14 protein-coding genes are annotated in these 18,959 nt (G+C 67.1%); 9 read left to right on the top strand and 5 right to left on the bottom strand.

Features of this window, described 5'->3' with window-relative positions; all coding sequences use genetic code 11:
• Positions 1–37: 37 nt before the first annotated feature.
• From AC1DC5_RS09415 to AC1DC5_RS09400, 4 genes are read right to left on the bottom strand one after another with little or no spacing between them, the layout of a single operon-like run.
• A complete protein-coding gene (locus tag AC1DC5_RS09415) occupies positions 38–505 on the bottom strand; it encodes an AAA family ATPase (RefSeq protein ID WP_476864934.1) in 468 nt (155 codons plus the stop codon).
• 6 nt (positions 506–511) lie between these two features.
• Complete coding sequence (locus AC1DC5_RS09410) at positions 512–1,303, bottom strand: spermidine synthase (protein ID WP_476864933.1); 792 nt, start codon at positions 1,301–1,303, stop codon at positions 512–514.
• The gene (locus tag AC1DC5_RS09405; protein WP_476864932.1) at positions 1,303–2,511 is read right to left on the bottom strand and encodes an aminotransferase class I/II-fold pyridoxal phosphate-dependent enzyme; all 1,209 of its coding nucleotides are present in this window, start codon (positions 2,509–2,511) and stop codon (positions 1,303–1,305) included. Before AC1DC5_RS09405 ends, AC1DC5_RS09410 begins: the two co-directional genes overlap by 1 nt.
• The gene (locus AC1DC5_RS09400) at positions 2,508–3,365 is read right to left on the bottom strand and encodes an SDR family NAD(P)-dependent oxidoreductase (RefSeq protein ID WP_476864931.1); all 858 of its coding nucleotides are present in this window, start codon (positions 3,363–3,365) and stop codon (positions 2,508–2,510) included. Before AC1DC5_RS09400 ends, AC1DC5_RS09405 begins: the two co-directional genes overlap by 4 nt.
• A gap of 48 nt (positions 3,366–3,413) precedes the next feature.
• Here AC1DC5_RS09400 and coaD point away from each other — a divergent pair, with 48 nt between their 5' ends.
• The 8 genes from coaD (at position 3,414) to AC1DC5_RS09360 (ending at position 9,818) form a co-directional block, all read left to right on the top strand.
• Positions 3,414–3,899 carry a pantetheine-phosphate adenylyltransferase gene (coaD, locus tag AC1DC5_RS09395; protein ID WP_441406510.1) on the top strand — a complete coding sequence of 162 codons (486 nt, stop codon included), beginning with the start codon at positions 3,414–3,416 and terminating at the stop codon, positions 3,897–3,899.
• 188 nt (positions 3,900–4,087) lie between these two features.
• Positions 4,088–4,612 carry a YceD family protein gene (locus AC1DC5_RS09390; protein WP_441406509.1) on the top strand — a complete coding sequence of 175 codons (525 nt, stop codon included), beginning with the start codon at positions 4,088–4,090 and terminating at the stop codon, positions 4,610–4,612.
• Positions 4,613–4,648: 36 nt separating this feature from the next.
• Entirely contained in the window at positions 4,649–4,852 is a 204-nt protein-coding gene (gene rpmF, locus AC1DC5_RS09385) for a 50S ribosomal protein L32 (protein WP_009356569.1), read from the top strand.
• A gap of 21 nt (positions 4,853–4,873) precedes the next feature.
• Positions 4,874–5,635: a ribonuclease III gene (gene rnc, locus AC1DC5_RS09380; RefSeq protein ID WP_441406508.1), complete on the top strand. Its 762-nt coding sequence runs from the start codon at positions 4,874–4,876 to the stop codon at positions 5,633–5,635.
• Between the two features lie 9 nt (positions 5,636–5,644).
• Complete coding sequence (gene mutM / locus AC1DC5_RS09375) at positions 5,645–6,628, top strand: bifunctional DNA-formamidopyrimidine glycosylase/DNA-(apurinic or apyrimidinic site) lyase (RefSeq protein WP_476864930.1); 984 nt, start codon at positions 5,645–5,647, stop codon at positions 6,626–6,628.
• A gap of 130 nt (positions 6,629–6,758) precedes the next feature.
• On the top strand, positions 6,759–7,463 hold the full coding sequence (locus tag AC1DC5_RS09370) for a hypothetical protein (RefSeq protein ID WP_476864929.1): 705 nt from the start codon (positions 6,759–6,761) through the stop codon (positions 7,461–7,463).
• A 4-nt stretch (positions 7,464–7,467) separates the two neighbouring features.
• A complete protein-coding gene (locus AC1DC5_RS09365) occupies positions 7,468–8,793 on the top strand; it encodes an MFS transporter (protein ID WP_476864928.1) in 1,326 nt (441 codons plus the stop codon).
• Positions 8,790–9,818: a TolB family protein gene (locus AC1DC5_RS09360; RefSeq protein WP_476864927.1), complete on the top strand. Its 1,029-nt coding sequence runs from the start codon at positions 8,790–8,792 to the stop codon at positions 9,816–9,818. Before AC1DC5_RS09365 ends, AC1DC5_RS09360 begins: the two co-directional genes overlap by 4 nt.
• A 392-nt stretch (positions 9,819–10,210) precedes the next feature.
• Here AC1DC5_RS09360 and AC1DC5_RS09355 read toward each other — a convergent pair whose 3' ends face one another.
• Positions 10,211–14,968 carry a DUF4082 domain-containing protein gene (locus AC1DC5_RS09355; RefSeq protein WP_476864926.1) on the bottom strand — a complete coding sequence of 1,586 codons (4,758 nt, stop codon included), beginning with the start codon at positions 14,966–14,968 and terminating at the stop codon, positions 10,211–10,213.
• 352 nt (positions 14,969–15,320) lie between these two features.
• Between AC1DC5_RS09355 and smc the strand changes: the two genes are divergently transcribed.
• The gene (gene smc / locus AC1DC5_RS09350) at positions 15,321–18,914 is read left to right on the top strand and encodes a chromosome segregation protein SMC (protein ID WP_476864925.1); all 3,594 of its coding nucleotides are present in this window, start codon (positions 15,321–15,323) and stop codon (positions 18,912–18,914) included.
• Positions 18,915–18,959 lie beyond the last annotated feature (45 nt).

Genomic DNA, 18,959 nt, shown 5'->3' with positions numbered 1-18,959 from the left:
GAGGCTCCGCCCTGCCAATAACGTGCCTGCCGTGACGTCAGCTGGCACACGGCGCGGCGATCGCGATCAGCGCACCGACGGTTTCTTCCAGCGGACGCCTGGTGTCGAGCTCGTGCGTGGATCCCGCGCGCAGCAGCGGCTCCACGTCCGCGATGTCCCTCAGAATTTGAGCCCGTTCGTCCGCCGACTTACCGAAGTGGTTTGTCGTCCGGGTCCGGAGGCGTTCCAGGATCACCGCGGCCGGCGCGCTGAGGAGCACCACCGCGTCAAAGCGGTCGTAGAAGCGCCCCTGGTTGGCGACCGTTCCCAGCACAAACAGGGGACCCGGCCGCGGCCGGGACAGCAGCCGGTCCATCAGGTGCTCGTCCCACAACGGTTCGCCGCCGCGCACGCGGATCCAGCCGCCGTCGTCAGTGTCCACCGTTTCAAAGCCGCGCCGGGCAAGCTCCGCCAGCACCGTGGACTTTCCGGCGCCGGACATGCCGGTCAGGAGAATCGCCGCCACAGGGCGTCAGCCCGGCTGGTCTGAGAAAGGATCCAGCGCGACGCCGGAGAGCACCTTCCCGGGGTGCGGCCCGCGGGCGGTGAGCGCCGCGGTCCACATCTCCGGCCACGGCCCCTGCGTCCCGGTCAGGATGATGTTGCCGGGATACCGGCCGCTGAACATGCCGGCCTCGGCAAAGGCGGCGACGTCGGCCACCGCCCGGCGCAGCGCGGCCACCTGGCTCCGGACCAGGGTGAGCCCCGGCTCGTCGCCCACGTTGACGATCAGCACACCGCGGGCGCTGAGTTTCGCCGCGGCCTCAAGGTAGAACTCCGTGCAGGCGATGTGCTCCGGAGCCTCGGGCCCGGAGAAAATATCCAGGATCACGACGTCGAAGCGCAGCTCCGGCGGCAGCTCGGCCAGGGCGTCCCGCGCGTCGCCGATGAGGGTGTGCAGTCCGGTGCCGCCGGGCAGGGGGAGCTGCTGCAGTACGAAGTCCAGCAGCTCCCGTTCCAGCTCCACGGCGTACTGCACGGACCCCGGCCGCGTGGCCTGGATGTAGCGGGCCAGCGTCAGGGCTCCGGCCCCGAGATGGAGGGCCGTGATGGGTTCGCCCCACGGCGCCGCGAGATCCACCACGTGGCCGATCCTGCGCAGGTACTCGTAGAAGATGTCCGAGGGGTCCGAGAGATTGACGTGGGACTGTTCCGCCCCGCCAATGCTGAGCACAAAACCGCCCTCGGTGAAGGCATCGGGCTCGATCGTGGCGTGCTGGCCCGTGGTGCGCAGGAAGCGGGAGGCTGCGGGTGTGTCCGTCATCAGAGGATGTCGCGGAGTGCCGCGAGCCGTTCGGCGGCCTCCTGCAGGACGTCAATCCTCTTACAGAATGCGAACCGCAGCAGGCTCCGGGTGCGTTCGGCGCCTTCCGGATGGCAAAACACGGACACAGGGATGGCTGCGACGCCCACGAGCGCGGGCAGCCGGCGGGCCAGGTCCAGTGCGTCGGTGATGCCCAGGGGCGCGGTGTCCACGTTCACGAAATACGTCCCCTGAGGGGTGTACACGTCCAGCCCGGCGGCGCGCAGGCCCTCGCTGAGGATGTCGCGTTTGAGCTGGAGGGTGTCGGCGATGCCGGCGTAGAACTCGTCCGGCAGGGCGAGGCCCGCCGCGATGGCGCTCTGGAACGGGGTGCCGGAGCTGTAGCTCAGGAACTGCTTGACGGTGCGGGCGGCCGAGACCAGGTGCTCCGGGCCGCAGAGCCAGCCGATCTTCCAACCGGTAAAAGAGAAGGTCTTCCCGGCGGAGGAGATGGTCAGGGTGCGCTCCGCTGCGCCCGGCAGGGTGGCCACCGGGATGTGGCGGACACCGAACGTGAGGTGTTCGTAGACCTCGTCGCTGATGATCACGGCGTCGTGCCGGGCGGCGAGCTCGACGACGCGTTCCAGCACCTCGCGGGGGAACACCGCGCCGGTGGGGTTGTGCGGGTTGTTGAGCAGCACCACCTTGGTGCGGCTGCTGAACGCCGCTTCGAGGGCGTCCAGATCCGGCAGGAAATCCGGAGCCAGCAGCGGGGCTGTGACGTGGCGGGCGCCGGACAGGCCGATGATCGCGCCGTAGGAGTCGTAGAACGGCTCGAAGGTGATGACCTCATCGCCGGGGCCCACGAGCGCGAGCAGCGAGGCGGCAATGGCCTCAGTGGCGCCGGTGGTGACGATGATCTCCGTCTGCGGATCCGGTTTCAGGCCGTAGAAGCGCTCCTGGTGGAACGAGATGGCCTCGCGCAGCTCCAGGATGCCCTTGCCGGGGGCGTACTGGTTGGCTCCGGCGGCGATGGCGGCCTGCGCGGCAGCCTTGATCTCCACCGGGCCGTCCTCGTCCGGGAAACCCTGGCCCAGGTTGATGGCGCCGGTCTGGAGCGCGAGGGTGGTCATCTCCTCGAAGATGGTCACGCCGAGCGTGCCGTCGGGGGAGAGCAGGTTGGCGCCGGTCGCGGTCCGCTGCCAGGGGAACTGCAGGGGGGAGTTCATCGGGTACCCGCCTTCTGGTCCCGCCCGGTGAACTTGTCCATGGTGGAGTAGATCCCGAAGACCTTCCCACCCACGAAGTCCCAGGCCCGCACGGGCAGGATGCCGCGCAGGACCTTGCCCAGCTGCGCGGTCGCGGGGGCGATCAGCTGCGGCTGTCCGGCGACGGTGGCCCGCCAGGCCCGGTCCACGGCGTCCTCCGGAGTCATCAGGGGAGTCAGCAGCGGGCCGCGGGCGCCGTCGAACATGCCGGTGGAGATGTAGCTGGGGCAGAACGTCGTGACCTTGAGATGGCCATAGCCCTGCTGTTCGAGTTCCAGCCGCAGCGAGTCGCTCCAGCCGATCACGGCCCACTTGGAGGCCGCGTAGACGCTCATCCTCGGGTTGGACACGGTACCGGCGGCGGAAGCGATGTTCAGGATCCGGCGCGGCCGGCCGGCGTCGGCCATCATGTCCGGGAGGAACGCGTGGGTGACGTACATCGGCGCCAGCGCGTTGACGTCCATGGTCAGGGCGATGTCACGCTCCGGGCTGTGGTCCCAGAAGAGCGCGCCACGGACGATTCCGGCGTTGTTGACCAGCAGCGTCAGCGGACCTTCCGCCCTGCTCTCGGACGCGGCCTCGGCAATCGCCGTGCGGTCGGCGAGGTCCACCTGCCGGACGACGGCGCGCGCTCCGAGGGCGGTGACCTCCGCGGCGGTCTCCGCCAGAGCGTCCGCGTCGACGTCCCAGAGAATCACGACGCCGGCGCCCTCGCGGGCCGCTCGCAGGGCGTACAGGCGGCCCATGCCCATGGCGGCTCCCGTCACGAGGACCACGCCCCCGGACACGGAGAAGGGAATGTTCGATGCTGACATCCCGCCATGCTATCCCGGCCCGCGGCACCAATACGGTAGGTTCGGAGCATGAGACGCGCCGTATGCCCTGGCTCCTTTGACCCCATCCACAACGGCCACCTGGAAGTCATTGCCAGGGCCGCTGGCCTCTTTGACGAGGTCATCGTGGGCGTCTCCACGAATTACGCCAAAAAATACCGTTTCACGCTCGAAGAGCGGATCGACATGGCCAAGGAAACCCTGGCCTCCCTGCAAGGAATCGTGGTGGAACCGGTGGGGGAGGGACTCCTCGCCGAGTACTGCCGCCGGCGGGGAGTGTCCGCGATCGTCAAGGGCCTCCGTTCCTCCTCCGACTTCGACTATGAACTGCCGATGGCGACCATGAACCGGCAGCTCACCGGCGTCGAGACAGTCTTCCTGCCCGCCGAAAGCCACTACCTGCACTTGTCCTCGACCCTGATCAAGGAAGTGTTCACGCTCGGCGGCAATGTGTCCGAGTTTGTGCCCCGTTCGGTGCTGAAACGGCTGCACTCGGGCGGGCCGGTCCAGGACTAGCCGCGCAGAGGGTAAGCTTGATCGGTACTCGGCGGCCTGCTGCCGGTTGCGCGGCCCGTTTCGGGGCTGGACTGCGGTGGAAACCGCAGGCGTGCCCCGGTTTGAGTCCGCCCGGAAGATCAGGCTAAGATAGTACGTCGGTCATATGTTCAACAGGAGTTCTCATTAAACGAGATGCTAGTTCGCCCTTGGCGTTCGACGTCAAGGACCTCGGACGCAGTCCGGGAAGCATGCGGACGCTGACGGAACATGTACCCGCACCGGGTGATCTTGGTGTGGCACTCATTGGCGTGCAGGAAGGCTCGGATGTCGAGCTGGATCTGCGGCTGGAGGCCGTACACGAAGGAATTTTGGTATCAGGTACCGCGAACGTCGGAGTAACCGGCGAGTGCGGCCGATGCCTGGATCCCCTTGCGTATGACCTCGAGGTCAATGTGCAAGAACTTTTCTTCTACGAGGACGCTGAGTTCTCGGATGAAGAAGACGAAGAAGAGCAACGTCGAGTCGAGCACGATCTAATCGATCTTGAGCCGGTGTTGCGGGACGCAGTTGTAACCATGCTGCCGTTCCAGCCGGTGTGCCGGGAAGACTGCCAGGGCCTTTGCTCCGAATGTGGAGTTCGCCTGGAAGACGAGCCGGGGCATCACCACGAGGTTGTAGATCCTCGCTGGGCTGCCCTAGCTGACTTGGCTAAGCCTGACCGGCAAAACTGATTTGTAAGTGTTGGACTAGAGAGAAATGAGTTAGCCGTGGCTGTCCCGAAGCGGAAAATGTCTCGCTCGAATACCCGCGCCCGCCGCTCCCAGTGGAAGGCAACTGCCCCCCACCTGGTGAAGACTGTCGAGAACGGCCAGGTCACGTACAGCCTGCCGCACCAGGCAAAGGTCGTTACCGACTCGGCTGGCACCGCGCTGTTCCTTGAATACAAGGGCCGCAAGGTCGCAGACGTCTAATCCGCCAACTGGCTGACTAAGATGTCTTCAACTGAAGAGCTTCTGAAGCGTCTCGGTGTCACTATTGACGCCGGGACGCTTCGTCTTGCGCTCACACACCGTTCCTACGCCTACGAAAACGGCGGCATCCCCACCAACGAACGGCTCGAGTTCCTGGGCGACTCCATTCTGGGGTTCTCGGTAACCGACGCGCTGTACCGTGACAACCCCACCCTGCCCGAGGGGGAGCTGGCCAAGCGCCGCTCCGCCGTCGTCAGCACCCGGGCCCTCGCGGGCATCGGCCGCAGCATCGGTCTTGGTGAGTACATCTACCTCGGACAAGGCGAAAAGCTCACCGAAGGCAAAAACAAGGCGTCCATCCTCGCAGACACCATGGAGGCGCTGATCGGTGCCACCTATATCTCCAACGACATCGAGACGGCACGCCAGCTGGTCATGCGCCTGATCGGGCCGCTGCTGAAGGATGCTGCCGCGCTTGGCGCCGGCACCGACTGGAAGACCAGCATCCAGGAGCTGGCGGCGAGCCGTCAGCTCGGGACGATCAATTACGCTGTGGAGGGCTCCGGGCCGGACCACGCCCGGACCTTCGAAGCGATCCTGCGCATCGGCGGCAACGATTACGGCACCGGCTCGGGCAACTCCAAGAAGGAAGCCGAGCAGGAAGCTGCCGCGGATGCGTGGCGCAGGCTGTCGGCGCCGTCGACTGTTGCGCCGGATGCTGCGGCGCCGGCCGAAGCGGCCGCGCCCGGCGCGCAGCAGCTGCAGTCCCAGACCGGCGCCTAGGCACACACCGTGCCTGAACTGCCCGAGGTCGAAGTTGTCCGCCGCGGCCTGGTGAGCTGGGTGCGGGGCCGGACCATCACCGCTGTTGAGGTGGTGGATCCGCGCTCCGTCCGCCGGCACGCGCTCGGCCCGGAGGACTTCGCCGGCAACCTTGAGGGGGCCCGTGTCCTGGACGTGGTCCGGCGCGGAAAATTCCTGTGGATGCCGCTGACGGACACCCCCGCGGACGCTCCCGCGGCTGGTCCCGGGAACGGCGCAGCCGAATCCTCCACGCCCGCGGTGGCGCTCATGGCGCACCTGGGCATGTCCGGGCAGCTGCTGATGCAGGACGCGGGTGTGCCGGACGAGAAGCACCTGAAAGTCCGCCTGCGCCTCAGCCCCGCTGACGGCATGCCGGGGCAGCTCCGGTTCGTTGACCAGCGGATCTTCGGCGGGCTCTTTCTCACCTCGCTGATCCCCACGTCCGACGGCGGTCCCGGCGGACTCGCCGAAACGCCCCTGCCGCTTATTGCCGAGGAAGCCGCGCACATCGCGCGGGACCCGCTGGACCCCTGCTTCTCCTTCGATGAGTTCTACCGCCGCCTCCGGACCCGCAAGACAGGCCTCAAACGCGCCCTCCTGGACCAGGGCCTTGTCTCCGGAATCGGCAACATCTACGCGGACGAGGCGCTCTGGAAGGCGCGGCTGCACTTCGCCCGGCCCACGGACACCCTCCGGAGGGCTGAAGCCGAGCGGGTCCTCGACGCCGCGCGCGAGGTCATGACCGACGCCCTCGCGGCCGGAGGCACCAGCTTCGACTCGCTGTACGTCAACGTCAACGGCGCGTCCGGCTACTTCGACCGCTCCCTCAACGCCTACGGCCGGGAGGGCAAGGAATGCCGTCGCTGCGCCGATGCTGGGCTTGTCAGTATCCTCCGGCGTGACCAGTTCATGAACCGTTCTTCCTACACGTGCCCGGTCTGCCAGCCCCGGCCGCGGAACGGACGCTGGTAGCGGACGCCCGTAAAACAAGTAGTACTACTCTTACGCTCCCAACATCGCGCTGAAAGACTGTGGCGATGGGTGCTAGGGGAATCACAACCATGGTCTTAGTCAATGCTTTCGGCCGGCCCGGGAACAGCCGGTGAAAGCCAGGCGTCTCGTCATCGCGGGTGTCGGCGTGGCGGCGATTCTGGGAGGCACCGCCGTCGTGCTGGACCAGATGACGGCCGGAGAGCCTTCGGCGTCGCATGCTCCAGCGCCGGCAGGCAGCAGTCCGCCGCCCGCCGGCTCCACCCCGGATCCAGGCACTACTGACGCAGCGGCTCCGGGAGCGGCCCCGGCAGGGGCCGGCGTTGGTGCGCCCAGCCCGACCGGCGGTTCCAACGATGGTTCGGCCGCCGTCCCTCTGGGCCGTGAAGTCCTTCCGCCCGTGAGCGCGACTCCTACCGGGCTGCCCATGCCCTCGCCGCCCGCGCCACTCATCAGCGCGCCCTTGCCGGCGGCGGCATCCGCCCAAGGCAAAATCGTGGACGGGTTTCCCGTGGACGCCCTCCGGTTTCCGGAGGGAACAGTGGTGGTCTCGACGTCGGTCTCCCCAGCCGAGGGAACCCTGCAGGTGGCCGCCGACGCGATCGCCGGCTTGAGCCAGGACTCGGTTGCCGGGCACTTCCAGCAGGTCCTGGGCGGCGTGGGGTTCTGGTCTGAACCCGTGCCCGCCGCGGCCGGAGAACGGGCACTGCGGTTCAGCCGGGGTGCCGATTCGGTGACCCTCACGGCCTCAACCACAGGCACGGGCGGCACACGGTTCATGCTCCTGGGAAACCTGCACACGGCGGCAGGGGGGTAGCGCCATGTACATCTCCATGTCGGACCGCAACGGCGGCAAAAAGGACCTGCAGGCGTTGGAGCCGGGCGGCGCGGTCGAACCCCTGAAAAGGCCCTTTCGTCTCTCGCCGGTGATTATCTGGCTGGGCGTGGTGAGCATGCTCACCGACGTCTCGTCCGAATCCGTGTCCGCCATCCTGCCCCTGTACATCACTGGGTTCCTCGGCCTGTCCACCATTGCGTTCGGATTTCTCGACGGAATCAACCAGGGCGCGAGCGCCATTGTCCGGATGGCTGCGGGCTATGCTTCCGACCGCATCGGGCGCCCCAAAGGCGTCGCGGTCGCAGGGTACGGCCTCTCCATGCTGGCCCGGATCGGCCTCCTGTTCGCCAGCGGATTCTGGGCCCTGACCGCCGTCGTAACGGCAGACCGCATTGGCAAGGGCATCCGCACAGCCCCCCGCGACGCGTTGATCGCGGTGTCAGCCCAGCCTGAATATCTGGCGCGGCACTTCGGGGTGCACCGGATGCTGGACAATATCGGGGCTGCGGGCGGTCCGCTGCTGGCCTTCCTTATCCTCATGCTGATCCCCAACGGGTACGGCACCGTGTTTGTTGTGTCCCTGGCCTTCGCCGTCATCGGTGTGGCCGTGCTGACTCTCCTGGTGCCGAACCTGAGAACCCGTCGGACTGACAGGGCGGGGCGGGTCACGGGGGAGCCGGACAGCGTGCGGCCGGACAGCAAACCCCGGCCGGCGTGGGGATTCCGCTGGCGCCTGCTGCGTGAGCCGGGACTTGGCCGGCTCTTGGTTGCCGCCGGAATTCTGGGCCTGCTGACGGTGGGGGACGGCTTCATCTACCTGGTGCTCCAGGACCGGGACTCCTTCGCCGTGCAGTGGTTTCCCCTGCTCTACGTGGGCACGAATGTGGTGTTCCTGCTCCTCGCCATTCCGCTGGGCCGCCTCGCGGACCGCTGGGGGAAGGCGAGGGTCTTTATCATCGGGCACGTCGCCCTCCTGGCCTGCTACCTGCTGGCCGCGGCGCCGATCGGGGGATTCGGGCCGACCGTTGCCTGCCTGGTTCTGCTCGGTGCCTTCTACGCCGCGACGGACGGCGTGCTGTCGGCGCTGGCGAGCCAACTGACACCGCCGGACAAACTTGCCACCGGGCTTGGCGCCGCCCAGACGGTGGTGGCGCTCAGCCGGATGGCCGCCTCCGTGGGCTTTGGTGTCCTGTGGTTCGCGCTGGGTCCCGCCGTTGCGATGGTGGTGGTGGCCACCTGCCTTGCCGCCGGCGTCGTGGCGTCCTGGTATATCCTGCGTGGCGGCATGCTGCAGAGGCCGGCAACTTGACCCCCGCCGGGAGCAGGGCGCGCTGGGGGATTCTGCTGGTCATCACGGCGCTGGTCATCGCCGCCGCCGGAGCCTACGCCGCGACCGCGTTCGGTCGCTTCCAGGAGAGCAAGGCGGCGGTATCGACGGCACGGGTGGCATCCGGCGCCGCCGTGCTGACGAAGGCCTCAGTCATTTTCCGCAATACCGCGCCAGGCCAGGGCTACGGAACAATCGGCACCGTCCCGCTGTCCGACCCCGCCGGTGCGCGGTCTTTGGCGGCGGTGGCCTGCGACAGGGTGTACGGCACGCTGCAGAACATCGTCTGCCTGAAGACCAACCGCGGCCTCGTGACCAGCTTCGAAGCGGTCCTGCTGAACGCGGAATGGCAGCCGACCAGGAGCTGGGCCCTGCCGGGCATTCCCAGCCGGACACGCATGAGCCCGGACGGCTCCTTGGTATCCACCACGGTGTTTGTCTCGGGACACGCCTACGGTACTGCGGGCTTCTCCACCGAGACGTCTATTACCGGGGCGCAGGGCGGCGGCGGAACGGGGAACCTGGAGGACTTCGCGCTGATAGTCAACGGCACACGGATCACGGCGGCGGACCGCAACATCTGGGGTGTGACCTTCGCTCCGGGCGATAGCGACACCTTCTACGCGACGGCGGCATCATCGGGCCGCATCTGGCTGGTCAAGGGGAGCATGTCGGCGCGCACGCTCACGGCAATCCACGACGGCGTGGAGTGCCCTTCGCTTTCTCCCGACGGCACCCGGATCGCGTACAAGAAGAACACCGGGGGAACACTGACCCCGCACTGGCGTGCCGCGTTCCTGGACCTGGCCACCGGGCAGGAAACCGTACTGTCCGAGCCGCGCAGCATGGACGACCAGGTCGAGTGGCTGGACAACCAGACCCTGCTCTACGGGCTCGCCCGCGACGGCGCCGCCGGTGACAGCGATATCTGGCAGATCAACGCGGATCCGGCGTCCCGCCCCTCCCTCTTCATCGAGCACGCCTGGTCCCCGTCAGTGGTGCGCTGACCCGGCTACCACCCGCCGACTGCTCCATAACTGCCGTTTTCAAGCCTCAGAAGGGCAGTTAGGGAGCAGCGGATGCAGGAGAACAAGGCAACACGGCCGCCTCAACGAGCGCTCCCGGAGGAACGGGTCGCGCTCAGGGCCCGTAGCCCACATCGCTGAGCCCCTCGCGCTGCCTGAGCCGCTGCCTGGGCCTGGCTTGTGTCCCGCGCCCGGTCTGAGTCACAGCTTGAGCCTGCTTGGTGTCCCGCGCCCGGCCTGAGTCGCAGCCTAAGCCACCCCGCGGACTCCAGGCTGCACGGGCACCGAGGTACTGACCACCAACCACCCGTCGATTGCTCCATAACTGCCGTTATCACGCCTCAAAAGGGCAGTTGTGGAGCCATCGATGGAGGTCAGGGGGATGCGGGTGCGAAGACGACGTCGACGAAGTAATTGGTGGCGTTCCAGGAGTTCGACGGCATAGAACCGCCGGACCCGTACTGGTACCGGCCGTTGTTCGGGCCTGGCGCCGACAGGATGCCATTGATCCACGGTTCCGAGAAGAACGCCGGGGTGTAGGCATAGTTGCCATTCGGAGCCAGGTACGACACCACGTAAGTCTGACCCGGTTCCAGCGCGACGGGGGCCGGGAACGTGGCTGTTTGCCAGCCGGTGGCTGTCTCGTCCGAGAAACTCACCTGTGCCAATCGCTCCCCGGCGGCATTCCACAGCGAACCGACATGTGTTCCGGTGTTCCCCTGGCCCTTGTAGAACCTCACGCCCGTCGCACTGCCAGCCGTTGACACTGAGAAGGCGGTGCCGAGCTCAATCGAGGAAGTGTCCCCGGACGCGGCGGGTACCGCCGGCAGCAGCGGGCCGAACAGCGACTGCTCCGGGCCGGTGGGGTCGGAAGTGGTGAACTGCCAACTGAGCGGCGCCAGCTCGGCGCCTTCGACCGAGACGACATGACTGACGCTGGCGGAAATCACCGTGGCCGCTGGCAGTGGCTGTGCCGGCAAGAACGTGATCGTCCTGGCGTCCTCCGAAAGGGTGGAAGTGCCGGCGACGCCGGCACCATTGGCTGACAGTTCAAACGTGAAGCCTGGCTGGATAGACGCCGACAACGTCACCGTCGGTTTCGATGTCAGCGGGAGGCCGACGGAGTCTGCCGCCGGCAGCTGGGATGTCACGTTGACTGGCGGCACCGACACGACGAAGTCCACGTCCACGAGGTAACTGGAGGTCCAAGAATGCGACGGAAAGTCGCCGTGGTAGTTGAATGCCCCGGAGTCGGAGGTGGTGCGCAGCGGTCCGGTAGTGCCTCCGGAACCAAAACCGGCCGGCGTCGCCGAGTAGATCCCGGCTGGAGTGCGGTAGGCGGCCACGTAATCGGTGTTCGCTGCGATGTCCACGGGCTGGCTGAATGAAGCGGTCTGCCAGCCGGACGTGGATTCATCGGTGAAGGTGACTGCCGCCAACTGTTGGCCGGAGGCGGTATATAGGGCCCCGGTGTGGGGTCCGGTGTTGCCCGCGGATTTGTAGTAGCGGATGCCCGTGATCTGGCCGGGCGAAGTGGTGGAGAACCGTACGCCGAGCGTCAGGGGCACCCCTTCATTGAATTCCAGGACGCCGGGAGTCACGGTGTCCTGGTACAGCGAGCACGGGCAGACGCCGTAGGGCCGAGGGGGTGGAACGGTTGTGAAGGTCCACGTACCGCCGGCGCTGAGCGGTTGTCCCGTCGTCGACGTCGCCGCCACTGTCGCTGTGTACCTTGTCGCGGGGCTCAGTGGGGCCGCCGGTGTGAAGGCGACCCTGCCCGTCGGCGGGTCATAAGTGGCCGAACCTGGAACATCGACAGAGCCGGGACCGGTCAAGGTCACTGCCACACTGGAGCCCGCCGCGGCTTTGGACAACACCGCGGAGACAGTGGAGTCCAAGGCGACGCTCGACGAGCCGGGAAGCGGCGTCTGCTCGCCGGCCACCAACGGCAGATCAGGATACTGGACCACCACATCAACAAGGTAGCTGGTGCTGGAACGGTCACCGGCGAAATCTTGCCTGTAGGAGTACGCACCTGCGGCGGACGGGGTTCTCAGATTCCCGACACTTAGTCCGGACGCTAAGCCATTCGCTGTCGCGGAGTATGTTCCGGTAACGCTCTTGTAGGCCACGATGTACTCAGTGTTCGCCGCCATGGCAACGGGCTGATTGAAGTTGGCCGTCTGCCAGCCGGACGTACTCTCATTTGCGAAAGTGACACTGGCGAGCTGTTGTCCGGACGCGGTGTAGAGGGTGCCGGTGTGAGTGCCGGTATTGCCGGCAGACTTGTAGAAACGGACGCCGGTGACGGTCCCGGCGGTAGTGCTGGAGAAACGGACTCCCAGTGTCAGTGGCACACCTTCCCGGACCTCCTGGATCCCCGGGACGACGGAGTCATCATAGAGGCTGCAGGGGCAACTGCCTGGCACCAGCGGCGAGACAACCGTTGTAAAGGACCACGTGGCGCCGCTTGTCACGGAGCCGCCGCTCTGGTCCGTGGCGCTGAGCGTAGCGGTGTAATTAGTGCCCGTTTCCAAGTCGGCTGCGGGGGTGAAGGTGAGCTTTCGCGTGGTGTTGTCGTAGGCGGTGGTTCCCGCGACCGCCGTCCCGGATTCCGCCATCGTCAACTTGAGGGTCGGAGCCGTGACGGTCTTGGAGAAGACAGCACCCACCGTTGTGGCCTGCGGGACGCTCGATGAGCCGTCCATCGGCCACTGTCCGGATGCGGTCAGGTCCGACGTGTCGACGGTGTCGAACAGGGCATCGACGAAGTAGTTGCCGTTCTGGTAACTGTTTGTCGGAAACGAACCCGCTACCCCGTACACACCGGCCTGAGGGCTCCCGAACCCGCCGGCAACGGTCAAGGGCGGGTCGGTCAGGCCAGAGCTGGCCCACTGGTAGTTTTCGCTGGCGTAGCGGCCGCCGGGAGCGGTGTACGAGACGACGTATTGCTGCCCGGCGGTGACTTCAACCGGCTGGCTGAAGAGTACTTGCTGCCAGCCGGACGCCGTTTCCGAAGTGAACGTAGCTGTTGCCAGTCGCTGCCCGGTGGCATTCCACAGCGAACCGGTGTGAGTTCCGGTATTCGCGGCGCTCTTGTAGAAGCGGGCTCCAGTGATGAAGCCGCCGACGCTGGGAGTGACTTTCAAGCCAAGCTCATAGGCCCCTCCATCCTGGGAATCAGGGGCATCCGGCACCTGCTGGCCGAAGATCGAGTACGGTCCGGTGAGCTGGAGGTTGCGGGTGAGGGGAGTGCCGATATTGGCGCTGTCATCCACGGCGCGCACCTTGATGCTGGCCGTGACGAGGCCCTTCTGAATATAGGTGTAAGTCCAGGTTTGCCTGCCTTGGGCAGGATGCCAGCTGCTTCCGCCGTCGGTCGAGACTTCGACTCCGGCCACGATGCCGCCGATGTCGCTGGCCGTTCCGGACACTGTGACGGACGTGCCGTGCGGAATCGTGGCTCCCTCGGCCGGAGACGACATCGCCACGGTCGGACCTGCCGTATCGCTGCTGGCTGACGCTGCCTTAAGCGCGGTGTCACGGGTGGCTGGCTGGGCACCCATGTCTGCCAAAAGATTGATCTGCGCCTGCTGCATCCGCGGATCCGCGGGCGCACCGTCCCCGTCATGCTCCTGGTCCAGGCCCCACGTCCACTGCACGGTACCCGCGGAAAAGACCAGCGCCCCGCTGGGGGCGCGGTACATGGTCATGTGGTGGGTGGTGGTCCCCTCCTGTACCGTGTTCCCGAAATCCGCCAGATACTGCGGTGTTGGCCCTGTAGTGGTGGACAGGCGGATCAGCCCCGCGGGCCTGAACCCGTTGTCCACATCCTCATTGGATTCGTATCCCACTGTGTGCGGCGCCAATTCCGCGGAGTTCCCCGCGGCGAGCGTCGCGAGGGTGGTGTTGCGCCAGAGACGTGACTTTCCCTCGGCGGCGCTAACAGTGATGGGCAAATCCGTAAAATTGGACATGTACATCGTGCCAGTCACAGCGTTCTCGGGCCGGCCGCCGCCGTTGGCTTGGGCGGCGAACCGTGGATCGCGCCACGTACCGGTCCACTCCGTGCTGGGGTCAATCTTGCCGTAGGCCCAGGTCTCCTTATAGGACGTGATGGTGCGGCCCGCCGCTCCATCGACAGGCGAAGGCTCCATCCGTGTCCGCCAGTACATTTCGTTGCCGGAGAGAAACTGCAGGTTCACGCCGGCGTCGCGTGCTGCCTCCACATTGGCCCGCTGGGCGCCGGACCAATATTCGTCGTGGCCCACGGAGAGGAAGACCTTGTGGTTGAGGAGCTGGGCTCCGTTCCGGTCAGTGTCCACCCCGCTGATGTAGCTGACGTCGTAGCCGTTCTTCTCCAGGAAACGGACCAAGGGGTACTCGTTGCTGAAGAAAAAGTCGCGGCCGTCTATGCCGTCCCGTGTACTGACGGGACGGTTGTAGCTGATCTTGTAGGCCCGGCCGTTCTGGGCGCCGTGGTAGAAATCGGAGCCGCCATAGCCGTTGTAGGCCTGCCAGGACGTGTCGGAAGTCTGGAAGACAACGTTGGAATGGCTGCCGTCCGAGCGGACTACAAACGTGATGTGGCTCTGGTTGCCGTTGTCCGGCCGGGTCAGCAAGGCAATGTAGACCCCGGAGACCGCCGTCGCGGGGACCTGCCAGGTCGCGGACACCGCCCACGTCCCGCAGTCGTAGAGTTCCGTGGTGACGTCGGAGAGGCACTGCGGCTGGGTCTGCCGGAAGGCCGACGGCGTGACGTCGGCAATCTTGCGGGCGCCGAGGCCCTGGTACCAGCCGGTCCGGTAGATGCGGATGGTGTAGCTGGGCGCGGTGGTGTCCACCTTGAACTTGATGGGCTGACCCGCGTTGACACTGATCTCGGTCGAAAACCCCTGGATGTCCGCATCGCCGGCGCCGGTTATGTCCCATTCCTCAGGTGGCGCTCCGGGTTTGGAGTTTTCGCAGGCCACGGCGTTCAGGACCGGCGCGCAGGGATCCGCGGCGCTCGCAGTCGGCAGCAGTGCGGGCGCGGCGGCGACCGGCAAGAGCGCTGCAACAAGGGCGACCGTCAGGGGAAGTCCGACTCGGCGGAGAGCTTTCAGCGTGCGACCGGCTGAAGATACGGACATGTGAACTCCTGAGTGAGTACGCGGTGGCGGTATCGGGCCGGAACGTGATGTACCGCCCTGTGCCGCACCCCCCGGGGCAGCGAACCAAGTTTTCAGTTGTCCCTACACTGAGTTGCCAGCCACACGTCCCCAAAGCCAGTGGCGGAACGCGGAACTGCGTTCTCCCACGTCGGGACGGCGTGAGCCCGCCGGCCCGAGTTGTCTGGCAACTCTTCGCGCCAGCCTATGTTTGGGCTCGGAAGCGCCGCAAAGGATTTCCTTGGGAAAAGCCTAAATCCGCTGAATTTGGCGTGATGGCGGTAGATTTGGGGCAGGAACAGCCGTTTCCGCCAGCCAGGAGAACCGAAACACCTTGCACCTCAAAAGCCTGACCGTCCGGGGATTCAAGTCCTTCGCTTCGGCGACGACCTTCGAATTCGAACCAGGTGTCACCGCCGTGGTGGGCCCCAACGGCTCCGGCAAGTCCAATGTGGTGGACGCCCTTGCCTGGGTGATGGGCGAGCAGGGCGCTAAGACCCTTCGCGGCGGCAAAATGGAGGACGTTATCTTCGCGGGCACGTCCGGCCGCCCGCCGCTGGGCCGCGCCCACGTCTCACTCACTATTGACAACAGCGACGGCGTCCTGCCGATCGACTACAGCGAAGTCACGATTTCGCGCACCCTGTTCCGCACCGGCGGCTCGGAGTACGCGATCAACGGTGCCGGCTGCCGCCTCCTGGACATCCAGGAACTCCTGTCCGACTCCGGCCTGGGCCGGGAAATGCACGTGATCGTTGGCCAGGGTCAGCTGGACAAGGTGCTCCACGCGACCCCGGAGGACCGGCGCGGCTTCATCGAAGAAGCCGCCGGCATCCTCAAGCACCGCCGCCGCAAGGAAAAAACCGTCCGCAAACTCGAAGCCATGCAGGCCAACCTCGCACGGCTCAGCGACCTCACCGGTGAAATCCGGCGGCAGCTCACGCCGCTGGGCAAGCAGGCGGAAGTGGCACGGCGCGCGCAGACCGTCCAGTTCGACGTCCGCGACGCGCGTTCCCGGCTCCTCGCCGACGACCTGGTCCAGCTCCAATCGGCCCTGGCCCAAGACGTAGCGGACGAGAGCGCACTCAAAGCCCGTCGCGGCGTCGTCGGGCAGGAACTGGAAGACGGCAGGCAGCGGCAGGCCAGCCTCGAACAGCTCGCCGCCGAGGCCACGCCCAAACTCAGCGCCGCCCGTGACGACTGGTACCAGCTCTCCGCGGGACGCGAGCGGCTACGTTCCCTCGGCTCGCTCGCAGAGGAGCGGCGCCGGCTGCTCGGGGCCTCCGACAACGTCCCTGATTCCGGCCGCGACCCGGACAAGCTCGACCGGCAGGCCGCCGCCGTCCGGGCGGAACAGGCCGGACTGGAGCACCAGATCGGAGAGCGCCGCAGCGCCCTGGACGCCGCCACGGCCGCCAAACAGGAGGCCGAAAAGGCCGCAGCCGCCGAGGACAAGCGGCTCGCGTCCCTGCTCCGCGCCGCCGCGGACCGCCGCGAGGGCCTGGCGAAACTTGCCGGGCAGGTCGGCGCAGCACGCTCCCGGGTGGAGTCGGCGCAGGCGGAACTCGGCCGGCTCCGTGAATCCCTCAAGGCGGGGGAGGAACGCCGCAGACAGGCGCACGGCGAGTTCACCGCCCTCGAATCCCAGGTTGCCGGAGTGGAGGACGGCGAGGAAACCCTCGACGCCGAATACGAGGACGCCAGCGCGGCTCTCGACGCCATCATCGCCGAGATCGACGCGCTGAAGGCGGCCGAACGGGAGGGCGAACGGGAACGCGGCGCGCTTATTGCCCGCCGCGACGCCCTCCAGCTCGGCCTGAACCGCAAGGACGGCTCGGGCCACGTCCTTGGCGCGGGGATCTCCGGGGTGCTTGGTTCCCTGGCGTCCATGATCACGGTTGAACCAGGTTTCGAGGCCGCCATCGCGGCGGCCCTCGGCGCATCCTCCGACGCCGTGGTCGTGCAGGACGGCGGGGCCGCGGCCGCCGCCGTGCAGCGGCTGAAAGACGACGACGCCGGCCGCGCAGCCCTGCTGCTGGCGGGCGCAACGGCAGCCCCGCCGGACTCCGGTGCCGAGGCTCCCGAGGGCGCACGGTGGGCCGCCCGCCTGGTCACGGCGTCCGGGCCGGAGGACGCAGCCTCCCGCCTGCCGCTGCCCGGACTGCTGGCGGGCATCGCCGTCGTCGAAGGACTGGATGACGCGGCGCAATTGATTGCCGGCCACCCGGAGCTGACCGCTGTGACCAGGTCCGGGGACGTCTTCACGGCGCTGACGGTCAGCGGCGGCTCCGCCAAGGCCCCCTCCCTGATTGAGGTGCAGGCCGCCGTCGACGACGCCTCGGCACGGCTTGCCGCCGTGACCGCCGAGCTGGAACGCCAGCGCTTCGCCCTGGCCGCCGCCCAGGCCCGGCGGGCCGCGGCGCAGGACCGCGCCGATGCCGCCCTGGAGAAACTCCATGAGTCGGATGCCCGGCTGGCGGCCGTCGCCGAACGCCTGGGGCACCTGAACTCCGTGCTGCGCAGCGCCGTCGGCGAAAGCGAGCGGCTCGCAGCTTCCCTTGCCAAGGCCGAGGCCAACATCGTCAGCGATCAGGTTGCGCTCACAGCCGTGGCGGCCCGGCTCGCCGCCGCGCAGGAGGCACCGGCCGAAGAGGAACCCTCCCCGGAACACCGTGACGCCCTTGCCCTGGCTGCTTCGCTGGCCCGCACCGCCGAAATGGAAGCCCGGCTTGCCCTGCGCAGCACCGAGGAACAGCTCACGGCCACCCGCAACCGGGCGTCGTCGCTCGAACGCGCAGCCGCCACCGAGCGGCGCGCCCGGGAGGAGGCCGCCAAACGGGCACACCGCCGCCGGCTCCAGGCCAAACGCGCCGCAGCCGTCTCCGCCGCGGTCGGCCAGGTGATCAGTTTCATAGATGTCTCGGTGGAACTCGCCCGGCAGGAACGGGACAGCGCCGAGGAACGCAAGGAGCAGATGGATGCGGAGCTGGCCGCCGTGCGCAGCAGCAACGATGCGCTGGCCCGCGAACTGGCTGAACTGACGGATTCCGTGCACCGCGACGAACTGGCCCGCACCCAGCAGCGGCTCCGGATCGAAGCGCTTGAGCTCAGGAGCGTCGAGGAGCTGGGACTGACCCCCGACCAGCTCGTGGCGGATTTCGGCCCGGACCAGCCCGTTCCCGTGCCCGCCGCGGAATCGGCGGACAAATGGGCGGCCCTGCGCGCCCCGGTGGACGAGGACGGACGCGAGATCGTGGCCGGCAAACCCTTCGTCCGCGAGGAACAGGAGAAACGGCTCAAACGGGCCGAACGGGACCTGTCCGCCCTGGGCCGGGTCAACCCCCTGGCGCTTGAGGAATTCGCGGCCCTCGAGGAACGCCACCAGTTCCTCAGCACCCAGCTCGAGGACCTCAAGTCCAGCCGCAAAGACCTGCTGGACATCATCAAGGAAGTCGACGAGCGGGTCCAGAAGGTCTTTGCCGAGGCCTTTGAGGACACCGCTGCGCAGTTCGTCCGGATCTTTGCCCGGCTGTTCCCCGGCGGTGAGGGCCGGCTGGTCCTCACCGACCCCTCCGACATGCTCACCACCGGCATCGAGGTCGAGGCACGTCCGGCCGGCAAGAAGATCAAGCGGCTCTCACTGCTCTCGGGCGGCGAACGGTCGCTGACCGCGGTGGCCCTGCTGGTCGCGATCTTCAAAGCCAGGCCCTCACCGTTCTACGTGATGGACGAGGTGGAGGCCGCCCTCGACGACACCAACCTGGGCCGGCTCATCACCATCTTCGAGGAGCTGCGCGAATCCAGCCAGCTCATCATCATCACCCACCAGAAACGCACCATGGAAGTTGCCGACGCCCTCTACGGCGTCACAATGCGCGGCGACGGCGTCTCGACCGTCATCAGCCAGCGCCTCGGCGCTCAGGTCTGAGGCACCGGCTGAGGCAGCGTCTGCGGCACGGCCGCCCGCGTTTCC

Source organism: Arthrobacter sp. 10L424, from assembly GCF_056395325.1.
The sequence above is the reverse complement of the archived record's forward strand: the minus strand, read 5'-3'. Positions and strand labels throughout refer to the sequence as shown.